This is a genomic window from Streptomonospora arabica (genome assembly GCF_039531585.1).
GTDB lineage: Bacteria > Actinomycetota > Actinomycetes > Streptosporangiales > Streptosporangiaceae > Streptomonospora > Streptomonospora halophila.
Map to the genome: position 1 here is coordinate 1 of NZ_BAAAQI010000003.1, position 23,190 is coordinate 23,190.

The 23,190-nt window shown below is 72.5% G+C and carries 19 protein-coding genes and 1 tRNA gene; 3 read left to right on the top strand and 17 right to left on the bottom strand.

Annotated features, from left to right (window positions below; all coding sequences use genetic code 11):
* Nucleotides 1–206: transposase (locus ABD284_RS06210; RefSeq protein ID WP_344141507.1), on the top strand; the 206-nt coding region annotated here is incomplete at its 5' end.
* Nucleotides 207–225: 19 nt separating this feature from the next.
* Here ABD284_RS06210 and ABD284_RS06215 read toward each other — a convergent pair.
* The 12 genes from ABD284_RS06215 to ABD284_RS06270 form a co-directional block, all read right to left on the bottom strand.
* A complete protein-coding gene (locus ABD284_RS06215) occupies nucleotides 226–1,140 on the bottom strand; it encodes an L-threonylcarbamoyladenylate synthase (protein ID WP_344141509.1) in 915 nt (304 codons plus the stop codon).
* 97 nt (nucleotides 1,141–1,237) lie between these two features.
* Nucleotides 1,238–2,095, bottom strand: coding sequence for a peptide chain release factor N(5)-glutamine methyltransferase (prmC, locus tag ABD284_RS06220; RefSeq protein ID WP_344141510.1), 858 nt, complete (start codon nucleotides 2,093–2,095; stop codon nucleotides 1,238–1,240).
* Nucleotides 2,092–3,159: a peptide chain release factor 1 gene (gene prfA / locus ABD284_RS06225; protein WP_344141512.1), complete on the bottom strand. Its 1,068-nt coding sequence runs from the start codon at nucleotides 3,157–3,159 to the stop codon at nucleotides 2,092–2,094. The genes prmC and prfA overlap by 4 nt, the downstream gene beginning before the upstream one ends.
* A gap of 167 nt (nucleotides 3,160–3,326) precedes the next feature.
* Nucleotides 3,327–3,542, bottom strand: coding sequence for a 50S ribosomal protein L31 (gene rpmE / locus ABD284_RS06230; protein WP_344141513.1), 216 nt, complete (start codon nucleotides 3,540–3,542; stop codon nucleotides 3,327–3,329).
* A 317-nt stretch (nucleotides 3,543–3,859) separates the two neighbouring features.
* Nucleotides 3,860–5,686 carry an L-lactate permease gene (locus ABD284_RS06235; RefSeq protein WP_344141514.1) on the bottom strand — a complete coding sequence of 609 codons (1,827 nt, stop codon included), beginning with the start codon at nucleotides 5,684–5,686 and terminating at the stop codon, nucleotides 3,860–3,862.
* 348 nt (nucleotides 5,687–6,034) lie between these two features.
* Nucleotides 6,035–8,074 carry a transcription termination factor Rho gene (rho, locus tag ABD284_RS06240; RefSeq protein WP_344141515.1) on the bottom strand — a complete coding sequence of 680 codons (2,040 nt, stop codon included), beginning with the start codon at nucleotides 8,072–8,074 and terminating at the stop codon, nucleotides 6,035–6,037.
* Nucleotides 8,075–8,505: 431 nt separating this feature from the next.
* Entirely contained in the window at nucleotides 8,506–9,492 is a 987-nt protein-coding gene (gene thrB, locus ABD284_RS06245; RefSeq protein ID WP_344141517.1) for a homoserine kinase, read from the bottom strand.
* Between the two features lie 88 nt (nucleotides 9,493–9,580).
* A complete protein-coding gene (thrC, locus tag ABD284_RS06250; protein WP_344142003.1) occupies nucleotides 9,581–10,639 on the bottom strand; it encodes a threonine synthase in 1,059 nt (352 codons plus the stop codon).
* 280 nt (nucleotides 10,640–10,919) lie between these two features.
* Nucleotides 10,920–12,218: a homoserine dehydrogenase gene (locus ABD284_RS06255; protein WP_344141518.1), complete on the bottom strand. Its 1,299-nt coding sequence runs from the start codon at nucleotides 12,216–12,218 to the stop codon at nucleotides 10,920–10,922.
* Between the two features lie 67 nt (nucleotides 12,219–12,285).
* Entirely contained in the window at nucleotides 12,286–13,683 is a 1,398-nt protein-coding gene (gene lysA / locus ABD284_RS06260) for a diaminopimelate decarboxylase (protein WP_344141519.1), read from the bottom strand.
* A gap of 299 nt (nucleotides 13,684–13,982) precedes the next feature.
* Nucleotides 13,983–15,215 (bottom strand): DALR anticodon-binding domain-containing protein, encoded by a 1,233-nt coding sequence (locus ABD284_RS06265; RefSeq protein ID WP_344141520.1) that lies wholly within the window; start codon nucleotides 15,213–15,215, stop codon nucleotides 13,983–13,985.
* Nucleotides 15,216–15,284: 69 nt separating this feature from the next.
* Nucleotides 15,285–15,683, bottom strand: a complete 399-nt coding sequence (locus tag ABD284_RS06270) for a response regulator transcription factor (RefSeq protein WP_344141521.1) — start codon at nucleotides 15,681–15,683, stop codon at nucleotides 15,285–15,287.
* Nucleotides 15,684–15,790: 107 nt separating this feature from the next.
* On the opposite strand from ABD284_RS06270, the gene ABD284_RS06275 reads away from it, so the two are divergent.
* Nucleotides 15,791–15,862 (top strand) — tRNA-Arg (locus tag ABD284_RS06275).
* A gap of 405 nt (nucleotides 15,863–16,267) precedes the next feature.
* Complete coding sequence (locus ABD284_RS06280; protein WP_344141522.1) at nucleotides 16,268–17,653, top strand: TrkH family potassium uptake protein; 1,386 nt, start codon at nucleotides 16,268–16,270, stop codon at nucleotides 17,651–17,653.
* A gap of 103 nt (nucleotides 17,654–17,756) precedes the next feature.
* Here the strand turns inward: ABD284_RS06280 and ABD284_RS06285 are convergent, their stop codons facing one another.
* From ABD284_RS06285 to ABD284_RS06305, 5 genes are all read right to left on the bottom strand, one after another.
* Complete coding sequence (locus ABD284_RS06285) at nucleotides 17,757–18,365, bottom strand: GTP-binding protein (RefSeq protein ID WP_344141523.1); 609 nt, start codon at nucleotides 18,363–18,365, stop codon at nucleotides 17,757–17,759.
* On the bottom strand, nucleotides 18,340–18,699 hold the full coding sequence (locus tag ABD284_RS06290) for a DUF742 domain-containing protein (RefSeq protein WP_311544153.1): 360 nt from the start codon (nucleotides 18,697–18,699) through the stop codon (nucleotides 18,340–18,342). The genes ABD284_RS06285 and ABD284_RS06290 overlap by 26 nt, the downstream gene beginning before the upstream one ends.
* 64 nt (nucleotides 18,700–18,763) lie before the next feature.
* Nucleotides 18,764–19,195 carry a roadblock/LC7 domain-containing protein gene (locus tag ABD284_RS06295; protein ID WP_344141524.1) on the bottom strand — a complete coding sequence of 144 codons (432 nt, stop codon included), beginning with the start codon at nucleotides 19,193–19,195 and terminating at the stop codon, nucleotides 18,764–18,766.
* A gap of 54 nt (nucleotides 19,196–19,249) precedes the next feature.
* Nucleotides 19,250–20,674 carry a sensor histidine kinase gene (locus ABD284_RS06300; RefSeq protein WP_344141525.1) on the bottom strand — a complete coding sequence of 475 codons (1,425 nt, stop codon included), beginning with the start codon at nucleotides 20,672–20,674 and terminating at the stop codon, nucleotides 19,250–19,252.
* Between the two features lie 941 nt (nucleotides 20,675–21,615).
* Nucleotides 21,616–23,127 carry an acyl-CoA synthetase gene (locus ABD284_RS06305; RefSeq protein ID WP_344141526.1) on the bottom strand — a complete coding sequence of 504 codons (1,512 nt, stop codon included), beginning with the start codon at nucleotides 23,125–23,127 and terminating at the stop codon, nucleotides 21,616–21,618.
* Nucleotides 23,128–23,190 lie beyond the last annotated feature (63 nt).

Sequence of the window (23,190 nt, forward strand, 5' to 3'; positions counted from 1 at the left end):
AGGGCTTCCAGGTGCTGCCGCGCAGGTGGGTGGTCGAGCGGACTTTCGGCTGGCTGGTGCGCAACCGGCGTTTGGCCCGTGATTACGAGCGTCTGACCGGCAACTCCGAGACCATGGTCAAGATCGCAATGATCCGCCTGATGGCGACACGGCTGGCTGGTCAGAGCGCACGCTGGAGCAATCGCCCTGCCACCCGATCCGCGTAATCACCCGCATACCCAACAGTCACTCAGGCGACTCCCCCGCCGCGGCCGAACCGGAGTCCGGCGCCGCGGTCGCGGTCTTGTCGGGCGGCGCGTCGGGCGCCTCCCCGGGAGCGGCCTGCGCCGCTTCGCCCTTCACGGCCGGCTCTGCGCCCTCAGCGGCCTCTCCCGCCGGGTCTGCGCCGGCCTCGGGGCTCCCGGCGCTCTCCCCCGGCTCGGCGCCCGAGGACTCCTCAGCGCCGTCCTGGGCGGCCTCGTCGCCCGTCTCACCACTGGCCGTGGAGCGCCGCTTGGGTACGCCGATCACGGTGCCGCAGACCGCGCGCAGTCGCTGCACGGAGATCGCGCCGTCGCGCAGTACGCGCGGAACGGCGTAGGTCAGGTCGACGATCGTCGAGGGGACGTCGTCCTCGCACGCACCGCCGTCGAGGTAGGCCGCGGCGGCGTCGCCGAGCTGCTTCTCGGCCTCCTGCGCCGTCGTGGCGGCCGGGTGCCCCGACAGGTTGGCGCTGCTCACCGCCATGGGGCCGACCTCCTTCAGCAGTTCGAGGGCGACCGGGTGCATCGGCATGCGCACGGCCACGGTCCCCTTGGTGTCGCCGAGGTCCCACGAGAGGCTCGGGGCGGCGGCGCAGACGATGGTCAGCGGCCCGGGCCAGAACTCCTCGATGAGGTCCTGGCCGTAGTTGCCCAGGTCCTCGATGAGCGCCTGGGCGGCGCGCACGGAGCCCACGAGCACGGGCGGCGGCATGTCGCGGCCGCGGCCCTTGGCGTCCAGCAGCGCCGATACGGCCGCCGGACTGAACGCGTCGGCGCCGATGCCGTACACCGTGTCGGTGGGCAGCACCACCAGCTCGCCCCGGCGGACGCTCGACGCCGCGTCGGCGATGCCGTCCTTGCGCCCCTGCGCGTCGGCGCAGTCGTAACTGCGGCTCACCTGAGGTCACCTCTTCTCTCGTCGGCGCCCGGACGGGCGCGCTGACCGCCTGCCTGTCACGTCGTGAGAACCGCGGAGCGCGCCGCCGGCACCGCCGTCAGTCCTCGGCCCTGCGCATGACCACGAACCGGTCCCGGTGGGCCAGGTCCTTGCGGTTGCGCACGTCGCGCCATCCCCGCTCCTCGGGGAAGAGCCGCGGGATGTCGATGCCCTGGCCGTCGCCGTGCTCCAGGGCCATGGCCCCGCCCGGCCGCAGCAGCCGGCGCCCCACCGCCTCCAGGTCGCGGATGGCGTCCAGGCCGTCGTCGCCGGCCCACAGCGCGGGGCCGGGGTCGTGGTTGGCGACCTCCGGCGGTATCAGCGCCGCCTCGGCGGTGGGCACGTAGGGCGGGTTGGAGATCACCAGGTCCAGCCGCCCGTCGAGGTCGGCCGGCGCCGAGCGCATGTCGGCCTGGTGGGCGGTGATGCGGTCGGCGTGGCCGCTGGCGTCGATGTTGCGCTTGGCCCAGCCCAGCGCGTCGGGGTCGAACTCGACCGCGTGCACGCGCGAGCGCGGGACCTCCTGGGCGATGGAGATGGCGATGGCGCCCGAACCGGTGCCCAGGTCGGCGACCAGCGGGTCGGCCACGTCCATGGCGCGCAGGGTGTCGATCGCCCAACCGACCATGATCTCGGTTTCGGGCCTGGGCACGAACACTCCGGGCCCCACCTGGAGTTCCAGGTAGCGGAAGTAGGCGCGCCCGGTGATGTGTTGGAGCGGCTCCCGCGCGGCGCGGCGGGCGACGCACTCCCAGTAGAGCGCGTCGAAGTCGGAGTCGGCGACTTCGTGCAGCCGTCCTCGACGAACGCCGTGCACGAACGCCGCGAGCTCCTCGGCGTCGGTGCGGGGCGAGGGGACGCCCGCTTCGGCCAGCCGCAGCGTGGCCCGGGCGACCTCGTCGAGCAGGAAGTTCATGACTCGGCCTGCTCCAGCCTTTCCTTGGTGTCGGCGTCGATGAGCGCCTGCAGGACACCGCCCAGGTCGCCGTCGAGGACCTGGTCGAGGTTGTAGGCCTTGTAGCCGACACGGTGATCGGAGATGCGGTTCTCCGGGAAATTGTAGGTCCGCACGCGCTCGGAGCGGTCGACCGTGCGCACCTGGCTCCGGCGTTCGGCGGCGGCCTCGGCGTCGGCGCTGGCCTGGGCCTCGGCCAGGAGCCGGGAGCGCAGGATGCGCATGGCCTGCTCCTTGTTCTGCAGCTGGCTCTTCTCGTTCTGGCAGGACACCACTATCCCGGTGGGCGCGTGGGTGATGCGCACCGCGGAGTCGGTGGTGTTGACGCTCTGGCCGCCGGGGCCCGAGGAGCGGAAGACGTCCACGCGCAGGTCGTTGTCGTTGATCTCGACCTCGACCTCCTCCGCCTCGGGCACCACGAGGACGCCGGCGGCCGAGGTGTGGATGCGCCCCTGGGACTCGGTGACCGGTACCCGCTGCACGCGGTGCACGCCGCCCTCGAACTTCAGCTGGGGCCACACGCCCTGGCCGGGCTGGGGCGCGCCCTTGTTCTTGAAGGCGATGGTGATGTCCTTGTAGCCGCCGAGCTCGGAGGGCGTGGAGTCGATGACCTCGGTCTTCCAGCCGTGCCGCTCGGCGTAGCGCAGGTACATGCGCACGAGGTCGCCCGCGAAGAGCGCGGACTCCTCGCCGCCCTCGCCGGCCTTGACCTCCATGATGAGGTTCTTCTCGTCGGCGGGGTCGCGCGGGATGAGCAGGTGGTGCAGGCGGTCGACGAGCTCCTCGCGGCTCTTCTCCAGCTGCCGGGCCTCGTCGGCGAAGGCCGGGTCCTCGGCCGAGAGCTCCTTGGCGGTTTCGAGGTCGGACTCGACCCGGGTCAGCTCGCGGTAGGCGGAGATGATCGGCGTGAGCTGGGAGTAGCGCTTACTCAGAGCGCGCGCCTGCGACTGGTCGGCGTGCACGGCCGGGTCGGCGAGCTGCTGCTCCAGCTCGTAGTACTCGCCCAGGAGGTCGTCCAGCTTCACGTTTGGTATCCAGCTTCCGTGGGTGGCGTGGTGGTCGGGCGCGCGGGGCCGGCGAACGCCGCCGGCCGCGGGTGTGCCCGCGCGGCCCGCGAGGGCCTGCCTACGAACAGCGGCGCCGGCCGCGCGGCCCGGAATCGGGACCGCGCGCTCCGGCGCCGCCTGCGGAGCTACTTGTTGGAGCGCTTGCCGAAGCGCTTCTCGAAGCGGGCGACCCGGCCGCCGGTGTCCATGATCTTCTGCTTGCCGGTGTAGAACGGGTGGCAGGCGGAGCAGATGTCGGCCCGGATCTCACCCGTCGATGCGGTGCTGCGGGTGGTGAAGGTGTTCCCGCAGGTGCAGGTGACCTGGGTTACGACGTACTCGGGGTGGATGTCGGCTTTCACGTGGATCTCCTCGCTAGTGGCGGTCGCCGGGCGCACTGGGCAGGGCGCGCACTGCTGCGCGCCGCATCGCTGCCTACGACGGCGTGAACCGGTACCGCGGCGGTCGATATACCAGTTTGCCAGACCTTCGAACAAGAACCGACCAGCGGCTATTCCCCACGGCGCGGACACCGGGGCGCACGCTCGCGGCCCGCGCCTGCGCGCCCTCTCCGGTGCCCGCGCGGCCGCCGCTGCCGGGGCCGCGTCCGACCGCCGCGAAAGCGGGCGGACGCCCCGCCCCTCCCATGCACGGGGGCGTCCGCCCGGCTCGTCCGGCGTCAGCGGACGTCGGTGCCGGTGGGCGTGCGCCCCCGCCCCGGGGCGCCGCCGCGCGGCGTGCGCCGGATCAGCACCACCAGGGCCGCCAGAGCGCCCAGGATCAGCGCGAGCATCAGCAGCCCCGCGTTGAGGCTCAGGCCGTAGGCCATCAGGTAGGTCAGCGCGCCTGCCGTCAGCAGGTAGTAGGTCATCGGGATGAAGGTCTGGCGGATCAGGTCCCCTTCGCGCCCGACCAGGCCGACGACCGCCGACGCCGCGACGACGTTGTGCACGGTGATCATGTTCCCGGCGGCGCCGCCGACCGCCTGCCCGGCCACCACGGTCTCGGGCGCCACACCGATGTGCTCGCCGGTGGAGAACTGGAACAGCGAGAACATCAGGTTGGAGACGGTGTTGCTACCGGCGACGAACGCGCCGAGCGCGCCGATCCACGGGGCGAGGATCGGCCAGGAGCCGCCCGCGGCGGCCGCCGCGCCCTGCGCCAGGGTGAGCGGCATGCTGTCCAGTCCACCGGCGCTGAACTCCGACCCGGAGTTGATGAAGACCCGCACCAGCGGGACCGCGAACAGCAGGGCCACCGCGGCGCCGGCGAGCTGGCCCCCGGCCATGCGCCAGGACGCGGCGATCTGGGTGCCGCTCATCCGGTGCAGCGCGTAGGTGACCAGGCACGCCAGGATGAAGACCGCACCGGGCGAGTACAGCGGCTGCACGGCGTCGCCGATCGACGTGCCGAACAGCTCGCTCGCGCCCAGCTCGAACGACTGCAGCCACTCCGGCACACCGGGCAGCACCCGGGTGGCCACCAGGACCCCCGCGACCAGCAGGTAGGGCGACCACGCGCGCAGCAGCCCGATGGACGGCGCGCCTCCGCCGGAGGTTTCGGGACCGTCGCCGTCGCCGGGGCTGAGCCGGCCGGTCCAGCGGGCCGGCCAGCTCTCGCGCGGCCCGAAGTCCCAGGTGGTCTTGGGCAGCAGGAAGCCGCGGCGGGCGGCGGCGACCACGATCAGCAGCCCGGTGAGGCCGCCCAGCAGCGACGTGAACTCCACACCGAGGAAGGCGTTGTAGAGCACGGAGGGGATGGTCATGGAGAAGGCGGCGAACAGGGCGAAGGGCCAGACCTGCAGGCCGTCGGCGAAGCGGCGGCGCTCGCCGTAGAAGCCGCAGAGCAGGCAGCACAGGAAGAGCGGGATGAGCGTGCCGGTGATGCCGTGCACGATCGCGGTCTGCAGCCCGATGCGCTCGACGAGCTCGGGCACGGCCAGCCCCAGCTCCTGCGCCCGCTGCTGCACCGCCTCCGAGCCGGCGAGCCCGCCGTCGACGCCGACCAGGATGGGAGTTCCCACGGCGCCGAAGCTGACCGGTGTGCTCTGGATGACCAGGCCGACCATGACGGCCGCCATCGCGGGAAAGCCCAGCGCCAGCAGCAGCGGGGCGACGATGGCGGCGGGGGTGCCGAATCCCGAGGCGCCCTCGATGAAGCTGCCGAAGAGCCAGCCGATGATGATCGCCTGGACGCGGCGGTCGGCGCTGATGCCGGTGAAGGTGGCGCGGATCGTGTGGATGGCCCCGCTCTTGGTGAGCGTGGCCAGCAGCAGGAGGGCGCCGAAGATGATGTAGAGGAGTCCGACGGCGAGGATGAGGCCCTGCACCGTGGAGGCGGCCACCGCGGTCCACTCGATCTGCCACACGGTCAGGGCGACGAGCACGACCACGGCGTAGCCGGCGGGCATCGCGTACTTGGCGGGTAGGCGGAATCCGACGAGCAGGACGCCGACCACCAGGATCGGCGCGATGGCGAACAGGCTGAGGACGGGGAGGCTGTCCATCCGCTTCACTCCCGGGGGTGGAGTAGTACACGGTATGCAGTACGCGCCGTACGCCGTGAACCTTAGATCACATGATCCCATCGGGTAAAGGCCGAAAGTCCGCGGAATCCGCACATCCACAGGTCATCCGGATCACACGGATTCACAGCGGATACACGCCCGCACCGGGCGGGCTCCGCGCGCCTGCGGCGGACGCTCGGGCGGGGAGGAGTACGCAGGAGCGTCCGACGTCCGCGGCGGCCCCGAGCGGGCGCGAAAAAGCGCGGCGCCGCGTCCCGGCCCGGGACGCGGCGCCGCGCTCACACGTGCGACGGTGCGCGGCGGCCGGTTGCGGGCCGCCGCGCACCGTCAGTGCTCGTTGGGTCCGCCCACCGTGGTCTTCTGCACCTGCAGGAGGAACTCGGTGTTGCTCTTGGTTTCCTTCATCCGCTCCAGCAGCAGCTCCAGCGCCTGCTGGATGTCGAGGGCGTGCAGCACGCGGCGGAGCTTCCAGATGATGTTGAGCTCCTCGCCCGACATCAGGATCTCCTCCTTGCGGGTGCTGGAGGAGACGACGTCGACCGCGGGGAAGATCCGCTTGTCCGACAGGGACCGGTTGAGCTTGAGCTCCATGTTGCCGGTGCCCTTGAACTCCTCGAAGATGACCTCGTCCATCCGCGAGCCGGTGTCGACCAGCGCGGTGGCCAGGATCGTCAGCGAGCCGCCGTTCTCGATGTTGCGGGCGGCGCCGAAGAACCGCTTGGGCGGGTACAGCGCCGTGGAGTCGACACCGCCGGAGAGGATGCGCCCGCTCGCCGGCGCGGCGAGGTTGTAGGCGCGGCCGAGCCGGGTGATGGAGTCGAGCAGCACCACCACGTCCAGGCCCATCTCGACCAGGCGCTTGGCGCGGTCGATGGCGAGCTCGGCGACGGTGGTGTGGTCCTCGGCCGGGCGGTCGAAGGTCGAGTGGATGACCTCGCCCTTAACCGTGCGCTGCATGTCGGTGACCTCTTCCGGCCGCTCGTCGACGAGTACGACCATCAGATGGGTCTCCGGGTTGTTCTCGGTGATCGCGTTGGCGATCGACTGCAGCACCATGGTCTTGCCGGCCTTGGGCGGCGAGACGATGAGGCCGCGCTGGCCCTTGCCGATGGGCGCCACGAGGTCGATGATCCGCGTGGTCAGGATGCCGGGCTCGGTTTCGAGCCGCAGGCGGTCCTGCGGGTACAGCGGCACCAGTTTGGAGAACTCCGGGCGGTTGCGCGCCTGCTCCGGGGTCATCCCGTTGATGGTGTCCAGGCGCACCAGCGCGTTGAACTTCTCGCGGCGCTCGCCCTCGCGCGGCTGGCGCACCGCGCCGGTGATGGCGTCGCCCTTGCGCAGACCGTTCTTGCGCACCTGGGCCAGGGAGACGTAGACGTCGTTGGCGCCGGGCAGGTAGCCGGTGGTGCGGACGAACGCGTAGTTGTCCAGGATGTCCAGTATTCCGGCGACCGGAAGCAGCACGTCGTCGTCGCTGATCACGGGCTCGGGGTCCTGGCGGTCGCGGCGCCGGTCGCGGCGGTCCCGGCGGCGCCCGCGCCGGCGCCCGCCGGCGAAGTCGTCGTCGCCTCCGCCTCCGCCGCCGCCGCGGTTGTTACCGCCCTGCTGCTGGCCGCCGTCCTGGCTCTGCTGCTGGCCGTCGCCGCCGGAGTCGTCGCGGTTGCCGCGGTTGCGCCGGTTGCGCTGGCGCTCGCGACCGCCGCCCTGCTGGCCGCCTTGGCCGCCGCCCTGCCCGGACTGGCCGCCCTGGGAGTCGGTCTTCTGGGAATTGGATGTCTTCGTCACGCTGCTCGCGGGGGTAGAGGGATCGGTACCGTCCGAGTGCCGGTTCTGGTCTGCGGAGTCCTCACCGCGCTTGCGCGGGGACCGGCGGCTGCGGGCCGTCTTCTCGGAGCGGTCGGCCTGCGCGGACTCGGAGCCGCGCCCGCCCGATTCGGCCTTGGCCGCGGGGGCGCTCTGCCCTGCGTCCTGCCTGTTGTCCTGCTGCTCGGGGGCGGGCTGCGCGGCAGCCTGCTGCCCGGTGGTGGCGCCGCCCTGCTGCCCGGCGCTCTGGTCAGGACGGTCCGCGGCCGGCTTGGCCGAGCCGTCGGCCTGCGGCGCCGAGACCGGGCCGCCCTGCTTCGCCTCGATGGCGGCGATGATGTCGTTCTTGCGCATCCGCCCCGTGCCCGTGATACCGAGACTCGACGCCAGGCGCTGGAGTTCGGTCAGCTTCAGCGCCGACAGCCCGGTTCCGCCGGACCGCGACCGGGACGACGTGCTCTTTCTGGACGAGGTCGCGGCGTCGCCGGCGTCCGCAGCGGACGCGGTCGTCTCTTGCTGCTTGCTGACCGCCGCGTCCGTGTGGAGTTCGGTGGTGTCGCTCACTAAGGGTCCTTCCCAAGGAGCGGGCTCAGGCCGTCATCGTGTCGCTAACGGCCGGCCCGGTGGTGCGAACCGGCGGGGGCCGGGTCGGGCATGCCCCACGCGGATGTGTCGGGAACCGTCGATCCCCTACCCGATCGCGGCGGGCTCTGGGTACAGCCAGGCGTGAGGGCGATGAGTCCGGTAGTGCCGCCCGTGACCCGTTCTGCCGCCCTCGTCGGGCGAGCCGGCGACACAGTCAGGGTGGACGGATTCACGGGTGCGCCGCGAACTCAACACAGTGGTAACCGTGCGCAGTGATCGCATGGCCAAGACCACGTACACCTTGGACGCGGAAAACACTGTGGCGGATGAGCACACGCCCCGCATCGGGGCATCTGGTGCTTCACCCAGCCTAACATCACCGGAGCCCACAGCTATTCCTTGACACAGGTCTATGAACGGGGAGTTTCGATCCACGCTCCTGCCGGATCGATGGCTAAGGGGCGTATGTGCCAATGCTTACCCGTCCGGTGCCGAATCGAATCAACCAGGTCGTCACTGATTTGCGGGACATCCGCCGCTTCCGGCGATGCGGGGCCGTGTGCGTCGGGCCCCCCGTCGACCAGCACGAGGACGGTGGGCCCGGCCCCGGAGACCACCGCCGCGAGCCCGTCGAGTTCACGCAGCTCACGGGCGATGCGCAGAGTCTCGGGCATCGCCGGGCGCCGGTACTGCTCGTGCAGCCGGTCCTCGGTGGCGTCCAGCAGCAACTCGGGGTGGCCGGAAACGGCCGCCACCAGCAGCGCGGCGCGCCCCGCCGTGAACGCCGCGTCGGCGTGGGGCACCGTGTCGGGCAGCAGACCGCGCGCCTCCTCGGTGGAGAGCCGGTCCTCGGGCACGCACACCACGGGCCGCAGGCGCGCCGACGGCGCCACCCCCGTCGCGCGCCACTCCCCGGCGCCGCGCCAGGCGACGGTGAACCCGCCGTAGACGCACGGCGCCACGTTGTCGGGGTGTCCCTCGATTTCGGCGGCCAGCCGGAACACGCGGTCGCGGTCCAGGCGCCCCAGCGCCGGGTCCGCGCCGCTGAGCAGCGCGGTCGCCGCGCACACGCCCGTGACGATGGCCGCGGCCGACGAGCCCAGTCCGCGCCCGTGCGGAATGCGGTTGGTGCAGCGCAGGTGAAGTCCGGGCAGCGGCTCCCCCGCCTCATCGAAGACCGCCCGCATCGCCCGCACCACGAGGTGGGTGCCGTCGCGCGGCACGTCGGCCGCGCCCTCGCCCTCGACGTCGACCACCAGCCGGCCGTCATCGGTCAGGCGGACGTCGGCCTCGTCGTAGAGGCGCAGGGCGAGCCCGAGCGCGTCGAATCCGGGACCGAGGTTCGCGCAGGTGGCGGGGGTGCGGACGTGCACCCCGGTGGGGCGCGTCTGGAGCATGCGTACGCTCTTCCGTGGGTCGGGGGTCTCGTGGGGGCGCGTCGCGGCCGTTGCGGCCGCGGTCCGCGGCGGGCGGAGCCGCGCCGGCTCAGGCCAGGCCGAGGGCCGAGGCCGCCGCGTGCGCGTCGACGGGCACCGTCGTGGCGGTGGAGGCACCGGCCAGCGCCCAGTCGGGGTCCTTGAGGCCGTTGCCGGTCACCGTGCACACCACGCGGGTGCCGCGCGCGATGTGGCCCGCCTCGACCGACTGGATGAGCCCCGCGACGCTCGCGGCCGAGGCCAGCTCGACGAACACGCCCTCCTCGGCGGCCAGCATCCGGTAGGCGGCCAGGATCTTGCGGTCGGTGACCGAGTCGATGCGCCCGCCGGACTCGTCGCGCGCCCGCTCGGCGTAGAGCCAGGAGGCCGGGTTGCCGATGCGGATGGCGGTGGCGATGGTGCGCGGCTGCTCGACGGGAGCGCCCGAGACGATCGGGGCCGACCCGCTGGCCTGGAAGCCGAACATGCGCGGGGCGGAGGTGGCTGCCCCGGAGTCGGCGTACTCGCTGTAGCCCATCCAGTAGGCGCTGATGTTGCCGGCGTTGCCCACCGGCAGGCAGTGCACCGCGGGCGCGTCGCCCAGCGCGTCGACGATCTCGAAGGCCGCGGTCTTCTGGCCCTGCAGCCGGTAGGGGTTCACCGAGTTCACCAGCGCGACCGGGTAGTCCACCGACAGTTTGCGGGCGAGCTCCAGGCAGTCGTCGAAGTTGCCGTCGACCTGCAGCAGCTTGGCGCCGTGCACCAGCGCCTGGGCGAGCTTGCCCATGGCGATCTTGCCCTGGGGCACCAGCACCGCGCACGTCATCCCGGCGCGCACGGCATAGGCGGCGGCACTGGCGCTGGTGTTGCCGGTCGACGCGCAGATGACGGCCTTGGCGCCCTCCTCGGCGGCCTTGGTGATCGCCATCGTCATGCCGCGGTCCTTGAAGGACCCGGTGGGATTGAGGCCCTCGACCTTGAGGAACACCTCGCACCCCGTCAGCTCGGAGACGCGTGCGGCGGGAACCAGGGGGGTTCCGCCCTCCAGCAGGGTGACGACCGAGGTGTTCGCAGTGACCGGGAGATGGTCGCGGTACTCCTCGACGACCCCCCGCCATGCCCGTGCCATGCTCACGACAGGGCCCTTTCGAAAAGGAACGGATGGAAAAGCGTATTCGCAAAGCGGCCGTGCCGCGGATGGGAGCACGCCCGCTCGCGCGGCGTGCCCCGGCGGATGTGCGCGGCAGTTGCGGCGGACGCCGACGGGCGCCCCCGCGCGGCCGTGTATCCGCCTCCGAGTCTAGAGCCCGAAAGGCGTGGCGCGTGCATCCCGCGTCCCTCGTCTCAGCAGTTGGGACGGTGTTTTCGCGCGGTGCGCGCCCGTCCGGGCGCCGCCGCGCCCGCGGGCGTCACGCGTCCTCGGAGAACGCTTCGACGCGCATCACGCTGGCCACCGACCGCACCATGTCCAGCCCGCGCAGCCGCTCGACGGTCTCGGCCAAGGCGGAGTCGGGCGCGATGTGGCTGACCAGCACCAACTGCGCGTCCTCGCCGGAGCCCTCCTGGCGCACGTTCTTGATGGACACGCCCATCTCGGAGAAGACCTCGGCGACGCGGGCGAGCACGCCGGGGCGGTCGGCGACGTCCAGCGAGATGTGGTACCGCGTGACCGTCTCGCCCATGGGGTGCACCGGCAGCCCGGTGTCGTGGCCGCCCTCACCCGCGGAGGTCCCGGCGAGCCGGTTGCGCGCCACCGCGACCAGGTCGCCCAGCACGGCGCCGGCGGTGGGCACCCCCCCGGCGCCGGGGCCGTAGAACATCAGCCGGCCGGCCGACTCCGCCTCGACGAACACGGCGTTGTAGGCCTCGGTGACCGCGGCGAGCGGGTGCTCGCGCGGCAGCATCACGGGGTGGACGCGCACACCCACCGAGTCGCCGTCGGGGGTGCGCTGGCAGATCGCCAGCAGCTTGACCACGCAGCCCATCTCCCTGGCGCTGGCGATGTCGCCGGCCGAGACCTCGGTGATGCCCTCGCGGTGCACGTCGGCCGCTGTGACGTGCTGGGTGTGGAACGCGAGCCGGGCCAGGATCGCCGCCTTGGCGGCCGCGTCGAACCCCTCGACGTCGGCGGTGGGGTCGGCCTCGGCGTAACCGAGCGTCTGCGCCTCTTCCAGCGACTCGGCGAACCCGGCCCCCTGGCTGTCCATCCGGTCCAGGATGAAGTTGGTGGTGCCGTTGACGATGCCCAGCACCCGGTTGACCCGGTCGCCGGCCAGCGAGTCGCGCAGCGGGCGCAGCAGCGGTATGGCCCCGGCGACCGCGGCCTCGTAGTAGATGTCGACGCCGGCCTCGCGCGCGGCGCTCAGCAGCGTCGCACCGTCCTCGGCCAGCAGCGCCTTGTTGGCGGTGACCACGGACTTGCCGGCCTTGACCGCCTCCAGGATCAGCGAGCGGGCGGGCTCGATTCCGCCGATGACCTCGATTACGAGGTCGATGTCGGGCCGTGTCACCAGCTCCGTGGCGTCGGTGGTGAACAGCTGGGGGTCGACTCCGGTGCCGCGGTCGCGCCCCAGGCGCCGCACGGCGATCCCGCCGATCTCCAGGGGTGTTCCCACCCGTGCGGCGAGTTCGGACGCCTGCTGGTCGACCAGCCGCACCACTTCCGCACCCACAACGCCGCATCCCAGCAGCGCCACCTTCATCGCCATAAGAGGAGTGACTCCCACTTCTGTCACGTCGTGCCGTCCACTTCGTCCGCCGCCGGAGGCGCGCAAGTCAGCCTACGTCCAAGCGGAGGAGGTCCTCCTCGGTCTCCCGGCGAACCAGCGTGCGCGGGACGCCCTCGCGCACCGCGACCAGGGCGGGGCGGGGAAGGTGGTTGTAGTTGCTGGCCATCGAGAAGCAGTAGGCGCCGGTCGCGGCGACGGCGACGAGGTCGCCGGGGCGCACGTCGGAGGGCAGGTAGAGGTCGTGCACGATGATGTCGCCGCTCTCGCAGTGCTTGCCGACCAGGCGGGAGAGCACCGGCTCGGCGCCGCCGGCGCGCGAGACGAGCGCGCAGGTGTACTCGGCGCCGTAGAGCGCGGTGCGGATGTTGTCGCTCATGCCGCCGTCGACGCTGACGTAGGTGCGGATGCCCTCGACGTCCTTGACCGTGCCGACCTCGTAGACCGTGATCCCGGCCGGCCCCGAGAGGGCGCGGCCCGGCTCGACCGCGATGCGCGGCATCGGCAGGCCGTGGGAGTCGCACTCGCGCTGCACGATGCTCAGCAGGCTCTTGGCGATCGCCTCGGGCTCCAGCGGGGTGTCGTCGGAGACGTAGGCGATGCCCAGGCCGCCGCCCAGGTCCAGCTCGGCCAGCTCGGCGCCGGTCTCGCGGTGGACGCGGGTGAGGAACTCGGTGACGCGGCGCGCGGCCACCTCGAACCCGGCCGTGTCGAAGATCTGCGATCCGATGTGCGAGTGCAGGCCGACCAGCTCGACGTGCTCGCAGGCCAGGACCCGCCGGACCGCCTCGGCCGCGGCGCCGGTGCTCAGCGCGAGGCCGAACTTCTGGTCGTCGTGGGCGGTGGCGACGAACTCGTGCGTGTGGGCCTCGACGCCGGTGGTCACGCGCACCAGTACCTTGGGGACGCGGCCGCGCTCGGCGGAGATGCGCTCCAGGCGCTCGATCTCCTCGAAGGAGTCGACGATGATGCGCCCGACCCCGGCCTCGACGGCGCGGGCCAGCTCGGCCTCGGACTTGTTGTTGCCGTGCATGCCGATGCGCTCGGGCGGCATGCCCCCGGCAAGGGCGACGGTCAGCTCGCCGCCGCTGCACACGTCGAGCTTGAGCCCTTCCTCGTGCACCCAGCGGACGAGGGCCTTGGTGAGCAGCGCCTTGCCCGCGTAGTAGACGTCGGCCTCGGCGTCGCTGAAGGCCTCGCGGTAGGCGCGGGCGCGGCGGCGGAAGTCCTCCTCGTCGAGCACGAACAGCGGCGTGCCGTACTCGGCGGCCAGCCGGCGCACGCCCACGCCCCCGACGGCCAGCTCGCCGTCGGCGCCGCCGCGCCCGGCGGTGGCGGGCCACACGCGCGGGTCCAGGCGCGCCAGGTCGCGCGGCGGGCTCGGGGGGTTCTCCTCGGGCAGCACCTCCGCGTGGCGCGGACCCGCGGGGTGGGCGTAACGGCTCATCAGTGTGCACTCTCGACGTGTGGGCGGGTGTTCGTGCCGGCCGGTCCGGGGCGGTCCGGCGTGGTCGGGACCGGCCGAACCGGGTGTGGTGCGGGGCGCGGGGACCGGCGTGCGAGCGGCAGGCGTGCCCCCGGCGTCGGCGTCGGGTGCCGATCCTCGGGCCGGCCCGCGGCGCTGCGGGCACGGTCGGCGGGCGTCCCGGTCGGGCCGAAGCGCCCGCACCGCCCCCGCTGCCGTGGCGTTGAAGGGGCGTCCCCGGGGACCGGAGCGGGTGCGGGCGGTTCTCGCCTTCGGAGTGCTCACAGCCTTGTGGGCGCGGACACGCCGAGCAGGGACAGGCCCGCGCTCAGGACCTCGGCCGCCGCGGCGCACAGCCGCAGCCGACCGAACGCGGACACGGGTTCCCCATCCGCGGGGCCGCCGGCGGCCTCGACGATCAGTCCGCCGCAGGAACCCCGCCAATCATGGTAGGCAGCCGCGAGACCTTCGAGGTATCTGACCAGCATATGGGGTTCGCTACGTCTCCGCGCCGCGTGGAGCACCAGGGGTCCGTCGTACAGCGCCCCGGCGAGCTCGGCGGCGGCGGGCGCCTGCAGAGCGGCGGCGAGGGCGGCGCCGGCGCGTTCCCCGGCCGGATCGGAGGATCCGCGGGCCTCGGGCGCCCGCGCCGCGCGGGCCTCGTGCGCCTCCCGCGCCCAGCGCAGGGTCGAGGCGGCGTGGGCGTGGGCGTAGCGGACGGCGAAGGCGGGGTTGGCCGCGGTGCCGAGCGCCCAGGCTCCGGGATGCTCGGCGGTCGGCACCGCGGGCAGGCCCGGCCCGGTCTCCTCGCCCGGTCGCGGCCGGTCGGCGGCCGAGCGGCAGAAGGCGACGCGCGCGCTCGCCTCGCCGACGGCAGCGAGCAGCCGTGCAGCGGGGGTCGCCGCGCCTCCCCCGCCGTCGATCCGGGGGTCGCGCCAGGAGACGTCGCGGGCGGGCGCGGTCCCGCCGCCGCCTCCCGGACCGGTCCGGGAGGCGGCGCGCATCCGCCGGAGGGCGTCGCCGCGCGCCAGGCGGCGGAGGTCCTCGACGCCGGCGGCCTCGTCGAGCGGTTCGACGGAGTGCCGCTCGCCCGCTGCCGCGGCGACGGTGGGCGAAGGGGCGGAGGGCGCGGCACCTGCGCGGTCCGGGCCGGGGGGGTCGCCGAGGTGGCCGATGCCCTCCAGGTAGTGCAGGTAGCCGCGCAGGAACCGGTCGCCGTCGGCGGCCGCGGCGCGCACCATCGCGGCGCGCGCCTCGGGGGTCGCGTCGAGGGCGACGAACCCGCCCCGCTCGACCCCGGCGTCGGCGACCCCGGGGCAGTCGAGCAGCGACGCGACCGCGCGCTCGGCCAGCCGGGACACGTTCAGCCCGAGCGGGCGGGCGGTCCGCAGCGGCAGCGCGGTCGAGCAGCGAAAGGACCCCGGCGGTGCGCCGCGCCGCGGCTCGGCCGGGGGGACGTCCTCCGGCGGGCATGCCGCCGCCCGGGCCACGGCGCCGCGCAGCAAGGCGTCCACACGCCACGGGGCGGCGCCGTCCGGTCGCCACCACAGGCCCGGTCCCTCGGGACGGTCGGCGGCCACGGATCAGCCGGCCCGCTCGGCCCGGTTGCCCGCCGCGAGCTCGCGGACCAGGCGGATGAGCTCCGTGGGGTCGAAGGGCTTGGTCAGGTAGGCGTCGACGCCGATCTCCTTCCCGCGGCGCACGTCGTCCTCCTGCGCGCGGGCGGTGATCAGCAGGACGCGCATGCCGCGCGTGGCCGCGTCCTCGCGCAGGCGCGAGGCCGTCACCCATCCGTCGAGCCTGGGCATCATGATGTCCAGGGTGATCACGTCGGGCTGGACCTCGCCCACACGGGCGAGGCAGTCCTCGCCGTCAACAGCGGTGTGCACCTCGAAGCCTTCGAGCTGCAGGTTGACGGCGATCAGCTGCCTGATCACCTCGTTGTCGTCGACCACCAGTACCCGTGCCAGAGCATCACCCACGGGCGCGAGAATAACGCTCCGCCCCCCGCCTCCGCTGGCGATCCGCCAAGCCCGCGGACATTGCGCGATCCACCCCTCGGCGCCTGCTATTCTTGATCTCGCAAAGCGCCCCCTTAGCTCAGGGGATAGAGCAACGGCCTCCGGAGCCGTGTGCGGAGGTTCGAATCCTCCAGGGGGCACCGCACCGAGAGCACCGGCTCTCACCGATGACCAGCGGAGACGCACCTGCGCCCGCTGGTTTTCCTTTTCCCCGGCTACCCGGTACCGGCCCCGCCCGCAACCGCGCGAGCGCGCGGCCGGGCCGCTTCGAGCCGAGGACGAGCTGAGTTTCCAGGCCGCCCGGCCGCCCACCCGTCTCCGCACGCCGCATATGTGATCTACGTCACACAACCCCCAAACCCGGCTCCCCGCCTCGCGGCGCGCCCCGCGGGCGGGCGTGGGGTCGATGGGGCGGGGGGCGCCGAGCCGCAGGGGTGGGCGAGGGGGCGCGGGATAGACTGCGGAACTCGTGACCAACGGATGCCTTCGACTCGGGACGGCGTAGGGCTGTGCGGCAGAACCTCGGCAGCATCGCCCGGCGCAAAATGGCTTTCGCCCGGAGCCGGTTCGACGGATGGCGCCCGCTTCGCGGACTGCTGGTGCGCCTCCAACACCCGTCGGTGATCGTGGTGGGCAGCTTCGCCGCCGTGGTCCTCGCGGGCACGGCGGTGCTGATGACACCGTGGGCCTCCCGCGAGGGCACCGCCACCGGGTTCGAGAACGCGCTGTTCACCGCCACCTCCGCGGTGTGCGTGACCGGGCTGATCGTCCTCGACACCGCCTCCTACTGGTCGGGCCTGGGCATCGTGGTCATCGGCGCACTGATCCAGATCGGCGGCTTCGGCATCATGGCCCTGGTCTCGGTCGTGGTCCTGCTCCTGGCCCACCGCTTCGGACTGCGCATGCAGCTCAGCGCCCAGATGGAGACCAAGTCGCTGTCGATCGGCGAGGTGCGCCGCGTCGTGCAGGGTGTCTTTCTGGTCAGTGTCAGCGTCGAGGCGGTCCTCGCGCTCGTCCTGGTGCTGCGCCTGGCCCTGCACCACGGCTACTCCTGGCCGCGGGCGCTGGAGTACGGCGTGTTCCACGCGGTCTCGGCGTTCAACAACGCCGGCTTCGCGCTCTACACCGACAGCCTAGTCCGCTTCGAGTCCGACCCGTGGATCCTGGTGCCCGTCGCCCTCGCGGTCATCGCCGGCGGACTCGGGTTCCCCGTGTGGTTCGAGCTGTGGCGGCACGCGCGGCACAGCGGCCGGCGCCAGTGGTCGCTGCACTTCAAGATCACCGCCGGGACGACCGTCCTGCTGCTCGCGGCGGGAACGGCGCTGATCACTCTGCTGGAGTGGCGCAACCCCGCGACGCTGGGCACCTACACCACCGCCGGAAAGCTGCTCAACGGCTTCTTCCACGGCGTCATGCCGCGCACCGCCGGGTTCAACAGCCTGGACGTCGGCGAGATGCGGCCCTCCACCCTGCTGGTGACCGATGTGCTGATGTTCATCGGGGGCGGCAGCGCCGGCACCGCCGGCGGCATCAAGGTGACCACCTTCGCCCTGGTGGGCTTCGTGCTCTGGGCGATCGTGCGCGGCGAGCCCAGCGTGCACGTGATGGGGCGCCGCCTGGATACCGGCGCGCAGCAGCAGGCGCTTGCCGTCGCGCTGCTGAGCATCGGCGGCGTCATGGTCTGCACGCTCATCCTGCTGTCCACGACCCGGTTCAGTCTGGACCAGGTCCTGTTCGAGACGGTGTCGGCGTTCGGCACGGTGGGTCTGTCCACCGGCATCACGGCCGAACTCCCCACGCTGGGCCACCTGCTGATCACGCTGCTGATGTTCGTGGGCCGGCTCGGACCGATCACGCTGGCCACCGCGCTGGCGCTGCGCACCACGGGCCGCCGATACGAACTGCCCGAGGAGCGCCCGATCGTCGGCTGAGCCGCGGGGCGGCCGGAGCGGCGCCGGACCGCGACGGCCGGGACGCCGCGTCCCGCTCAGCGGGGGTGCGGCGGCCCGGCCGTTCGCATCGGGTTTCCGCGGACTAGGCCGCGGCGTCGGGTTGGCCCGGACGCTCGAGCGCGTACCGGAGGAGGATCTTCAAAACGTTGCCCGCCGAGTTGCGGTCGCGGGCGTCGAAGTCGACGATCGGCACGTGCGGGGCGATCTCCAGCGCCTCGCGGATCTGGTCGACGGTGTAGGGCAGGTCGTCGTCGAACCGGTTGACGGCGACGATGTAGGGCACGCCCTGCGTCGTCTCGAAGTAGTCGATCGCGTCGAAGCAGTCCGCCAGCCGGCGGGAGTCGACGACGATGACCGCACCGATGGCGCCGCGGACGATGTCGTTCCACATGAACCAGAACCGCGCCTGACCCGGCGTGCCGAACATGTACATGATCAGCTCTTGTTCGAGGGTCAGTCGGCCGAAGTCCATGGCCACTGTGGTGGTGACCTTCTCCGGAGTGGAGGAGAGGTCGTCGTGCTTCTCGCTTGCTTCGGTCATGACGGCCTCGGTCGAGACCGGGGGGATCTCCGATACCGAGCCGACCAGCGTGGTCTTTCCCGCACCGAATCCGCCGGCGACGACCACCTTGGCGGAGACGAGCGACCGACCCGTTGCGCTGGAGCTACTGGAAGAGACGTTCGAGTCCACGAAGCGCCCTTTCAAGAACTTGGTTTTCCGACGGGCTGTGGCCGGTGATTGTTGGGTGGATGTAGACGAGCTCCTGGTCGGCGAGATCGCTGAGCAGGACCTGCGTTACACCCAACGGAATCTTCAGCGCCGCGGAGAGCTCGGCGACCGAGCGCGTCTCGCGGCACATCTCGTAGATGCGCTGTGCCTCGGGAGGCAGGTTGGACGGGGTCTCGGTGCCCGCGTCGGCAGCGGAGACGAGTGTCTGCACCAGCAGCGGGTGGCGGGAGCGCGTGCGACCGCCGGTGAAGGTGTAGGGGCGGATGCGCCCGCGCCTGCTCCTGCGGTTCCTCATTCGGCTGCCACCCTCTTCGTCCCCGCCGTTGCGCACGGGCGTTCGTTGACTGGCAATGGTTCCCTCACGGTGACACGACCCCGCGCAGCTGTGAGCGGAGCTGCGGGGTGAGCGCGTGCCCGGCGCTCTCCACCAGCTTGGTCATCTGGTAGGCGACGACCTTCATGTCGGCGTTGGGTGCGCTGAGCACCGCAAGGCACGAACCGTCGCTGATCGACATCACGAACAGGTGACCGCGCTGCATGCGCACGATCAGCTGCTCGCACTCGCCCTTGCCGAACATCTTCGCCCCGCCCAGCGCCAGGCTGTGCATGCCGCTGGCGATGGCGGCCAACTGCTCGGCGTACTGCTCGGGGAAGTCGCGAGACGCGGTCAGCAGCAGGCCGTCGGAAGAGACCACGATGGCGTGCTCGACGCCGGGGACGTCGTCGACGAAGTTGGAGATCAGCCAGGTGAAATTCTCCGCGTCGGCACTCTCACTCAAGCGGTTGTCCATTTCGGTCCAGCTTCTTCAGTGGTTCGGGTGGTGGTCCTGAGCCGATCACGGCGGTCAGACATCCTCGTCGCCCCGCGCGGCCTGCTCGCCCTCGACGAATCCGGCGAGGTCGTCGCGGATGCGCTCGGCTCTGTTGTCGGACTCCGCCTCGTCGGACTCCTCGGCCTGCGCCTCGGACTCCCACGTCTCTGCGGTCGGCAACGGCGACGTGGTGCGGTGTGCGCTGCGGCGCGGCAGGCCGGCGGGGGTGACCGACGAGGAGGAATCCATGGCGCTGCGCTCCTCTTGCGCATTCTGGACAGGAGCCGCTGCCCTCGGGGACTCGGGGGCCGGACGGCGCGGGGCCGGGGGAGCCGCCGGGAGCGGGGGTGCCGGGGCGGGAGCGGGAGGCTGGGGACCCGTCTTGCTGACCAGGTCGGAACCGACCATCACGTGTGCGCTGATCCCGCGGAAGGCGCGCGCCTCCAGCTGCACCTCCATGCCGTGGCGGTGGGCGATGTTGCTGACCACGTACAGGCCCATGTGCCGCATGACCTGCTCGTCGAGCACGGGTTCGCCGCGCAGGCGCTCGTTCAGGTCGGCGATCTGGTCGTCCGGGATGCCGATGCCCTCGTCCTGAACGGTGATCAGCAGGCGCTCGCCGTCGACCATGTACTGGCCGCTGACGACCACCTGGGCGTGCTCGGGCGACTTGCCCGTCGCGTTGTCCATCAGCTCGGCGAGGAGGTGGCTGAGGTCGTCGGCGGCGGTGCCCGCGACGAAGATCTGCGGCAGCCGCCCCACCTGGACGCGCTGGTAGTCCTTGATCTCCGAGATCGCGGCGCGCGCCACGTCGAGCATCGGCACGGGCTCGGCCGAGGGGTCGCCGGTGTCCTGGTCGGCGAGCACCAGCAGGTTCTCGCTGTTGCGTCGCATCCGCGTGGCGAGGTTGTCGATCTTGAACAGGCTGTCCAGCAGCTCGGGATCCTCGCTGCTGTCCTCCAGTTCCTCGACCACCTCGATCAGCGAGTCGACCAGGGCCAGGTCGCGCATCGCCAGTCCGGCCAGGGTGCTGGTCACCAGCTTCACCGACGCCTGCTCGCCGGCGGCGGCCGCCTTCGCGGAGGCGCCGGCCGATGCGGCCGAGTCGCCCTGGCCGACCGGCTCCGCGGGCGCGGCGGGTTCCACCGGCTGCGGTGGTGCGGCCTGCGGGAGCGGCTCGCCCGGGGTGGGGTGCCACTGGTAGCCGCCCTGCGGCGGCGCCTGGCCGGGCTGCTGGTAGGCCTCAGGCTGGGGAGGGCTCCCCGGAGCCGGGGGCGGCGGGTACTGCGGCCAGGCCGCCTGGGGCTGCCCGGGGTACTGGGCATGGCCCGCGCCGTTGGGCACCGGCCGCCCGTTGAACTGCTGGTTCAGCGCCTGCTGCTGGGCGGCGAACAGGTCGTTGGCGGTCATCCCCTGCTGCGCCGACCCGCGTCTGCCGATGCCGAGCCGTCTCAGCATCCGCTTCCAGCGGCCTTCGGGCTGGGGCGCCGGCCACATGGGCGGCGGGGGGTTCTGATGTGTGACCGGCGGCTGCGCCGGGGGCGGATTCCCCTGGCCGGCCGATGACGACGCCTGCGCCACGGCACACCTCCTCTTATGCGGGAACGGGTGAGCGGCGGCCGGTTCGCCGAGTCCCGCGAGCCGGAGCAGCGTGGGGCGCAGCTCCGAGCGGTCACCCGGGTCCGCGCCGCGGGCAGAGCCAGGCGCACTCCGCGAAAGATCGCTCCCGAATTCCTGCACCGGGCGCGATCCCATTGCAGCAAGCGCCTGGAATCCGACGAATCGGCGGTTACGCTAGCACAGGAAAGCTGTTCCGTAGAGATATCACCCGACAGCGCACACCCCAGAAAAACGCCACACGAGGCCTGCGGCTCACCCAGCCGCCACAGATACCCGCGAATCAGACATTTAGTGCGGCAGAATTCCGGGGCGGCCGACCGATCTCAAACCTACCGCCACGGCGGCGCTCCGGACTCCCGGCCCTCGATGCGCAATACGCATGACGGCCGGGCACACCTTTGCCGACCGCGCCGAATATGGCACTGACCTGGAACGGGCTTCCGCAGAGGCGAGAATCCGCATACCGGCTCGCGCACCCGGACAGAAAACGCAACCGTGAGCAAGATCACGTTCGCCGCCGATGCATGCGCCGAGCCTGATTCCGGGTGAATCGGACACTACCGCCCCGGAGACCGTGAACGGGACGGCGGCGCTGCCCGCTGCCCGCTGCCCGCTGCCCGCTGCCCGCTGCCCGCTGCCCGCTGCCCGCTGCCCGCTGCCCGCTGCCCCGGCGATTCTGCCACCCTCCTTCCCCCGGAGTCCCCCGAGCACCGGCCCGCCGCGCCGGCGGGCGCGCCGCGGGCCGCCGCAGCGCTCCCCGTCCGTCGCCGCGCCCGCCCTTACGCGCCCGCCAACCGGGAGCGCAGCGCCCTCTTGTCGATCTTGCCGACGGCACTGCGCGGCAGCTCGCCGCCGTAGGAGAAGGCGGCCGGAATCTTGTAGCGCGCCAGGCGCTCGGCGAGGAAGCCGCGCAGCTCCTCGGCCTCGGGCCGGCGGCCCGGCACGGGCACGACCAGCGCGGCGCCGGACTCGCCCCACGTGTCGTCGGGCACACCGACGACCGCGCATTCCAGCACGTCGGGGTGGGCCGCCAGGGCCGCCTCGACCTCCGCCGGGTAGACGTTCTCCCCGCCGGAGACGTACATGTCCTTCACCCGGTCCACGATGCGGAAGTAGCCGTCGGCGTCGACCTCGGCGGCGTCGCCGGTGTGCAGCCACCCGTCACGCAGCGCCGCCGCGGTCTCGTCGGGGCGGTTCCAGTAGCCCGGGGTGACGTTGGGCCCCTCCACCAGCACCTCCGAGGGCCCCGGTCCGGGCTCGGCGGTGCGCACGTCGGTGAAGAACGCGGGTACGCCGGCGCTGCCGGCCTTGCCGGCGCAGTCGGCCACCGGCAGCAGCAGCGCGCCCGGAGCCGCCTCGGTCAACCCGTAGCCCTGGACGAACGCCAGGCCGCGCCGCATGTAGCTCTCGATGAGGGGCGGCGGCACCGGCGCGCCCCCGCACAGCAGGAGGCGCAGCCCGGACAGGTCGGCGCCGGGCCACCGGGGCGAGCGGGCGATGCGCTCGTACATGGTGGGCACGCCGAAGGTCACGGTCACGCCCTCGCGCTCGATGAGGTCGACGGTGCGCTCGGGGTCGAACCGCTCCTCCAGCAGCAGGCGGCCGCCCTTGAGCAGGACCGGCAGGCACAGCATGTTCAGCGCCGCCGTATGGAACATCGGTGCGCTGACGAGGGCGGTGTCGGTGCCGGCCAGGTCGGTGTCGACGATGGAGTTGAGGCAGTTCCAGGTGACGTTGCCGTGGGTCAGCACCACTCCCTTGGGCCGGCCGGTCGATCCGGAGGTGTAGAGCAGCAGGAACGGGTCGTCGTGCTCGACGGGCCGGTCGAGTGCCCCGCTCGGCGCGGCCGCGACCGCGGGCTCCAGGGCCCGGGGCCCGTGCTCTCCGCCCGCCGCTGTGCCGACGGTGAGATAGCCGCCCACCAGGCCGGCGCGGTGGAGCGCCTCGGCGTCGGCGCCGCGGTCGGCGTCGGCCAGGAGGAGGGCGGGCGCGCTGTCGGCCGCGAGGACCTCCAGTTCGGCGCGCGCCAGGCGGGTGTTGAAGGGGGTGAACACCGCGCCCAGCAGCGCGGCGCCGAACATCGCCTCCAGGAACTCGGGCCGGTTGGCGCCGAGGTAGGCGACGCGGTCGCCGCGCCGCACCCCGTGCTCCTCCAGGACGCGGGCCACCCGGGTGGCGCGCTCGTCGAGCTCGCGGTAGGTGGCCGAGCGCCCCTCGTGCACGACGGCGGCGCGCGCACCGGCCGCGCGGCTTCTCCGGGCGGGCCAGGATCCGATGCCGTGGTTGAGCATTGCGGTCTCCGTGCGAATCGCGGATGGGCACAGTCGGTGGGCGGATGCGCGGGGCGCGGCCTT

Excerpts from the sequence above, each read along its gene's own strand:
- ABD284_RS06255 (WP_344141518.1), bottom strand. The coding sequence starts at position 12,218 with ATGGCGATGAAGGTGGCGCTGCTGGGATGCGGCGTTGTGGGTGCGGAA.
- ABD284_RS06235 (WP_344141514.1), bottom strand. The coding sequence starts at position 5,686 with ATGGACAGCCTCCCCGTCCTCAGCCTGTTCGCCATCGCGCCGATCCTG.
- ABD284_RS06290 (WP_311544153.1), bottom strand. The coding sequence starts at position 18,699 with ATGAGGAACCGCAGGAGCAGGCGCGGGCGCATCCGCCCCTACACCTTC.
- ABD284_RS06295 (WP_344141524.1), bottom strand. The coding sequence starts at position 19,195 with ATGGACAACCGCTTGAGTGAGAGTGCCGACGCGGAGAATTTCACCTGG.
- lysA (WP_344141519.1), bottom strand. The coding sequence starts at position 13,683 with ATGAGCCGTTACGCCCACCCCGCGGGTCCGCGCCACGCGGAGGTGCTG.
- ABD284_RS06305 (WP_344141526.1), bottom strand. The coding sequence starts at position 23,127 with ATGCTCAACCACGGCATCGGATCCTGGCCCGCCCGGAGAAGCCGCGCG.
- ABD284_RS06300 (WP_344141525.1), bottom strand. The coding sequence starts at position 20,674 with ATGCTGAGACGGCTCGGCATCGGCAGACGCGGGTCGGCGCAGCAGGGG.
- prmC (WP_344141510.1), bottom strand. The coding sequence starts at position 2,095 with ATGAACTTCCTGCTCGACGAGGTCGCCCGGGCCACGCTGCGGCTGGCC.
- thrC (WP_344142003.1), bottom strand. The coding sequence starts at position 10,639 with ATGGCACGGGCATGGCGGGGGGTCGTCGAGGAGTACCGCGACCATCTC.
- ABD284_RS06280 (WP_344141522.1), top strand. The coding sequence starts at position 16,268 with ATGGCTTTCGCCCGGAGCCGGTTCGACGGATGGCGCCCGCTTCGCGGA.
- thrB (WP_344141517.1), bottom strand. The coding sequence starts at position 9,492 with ATGCTCCAGACGCGCCCCACCGGGGTGCACGTCCGCACCCCCGCCACC.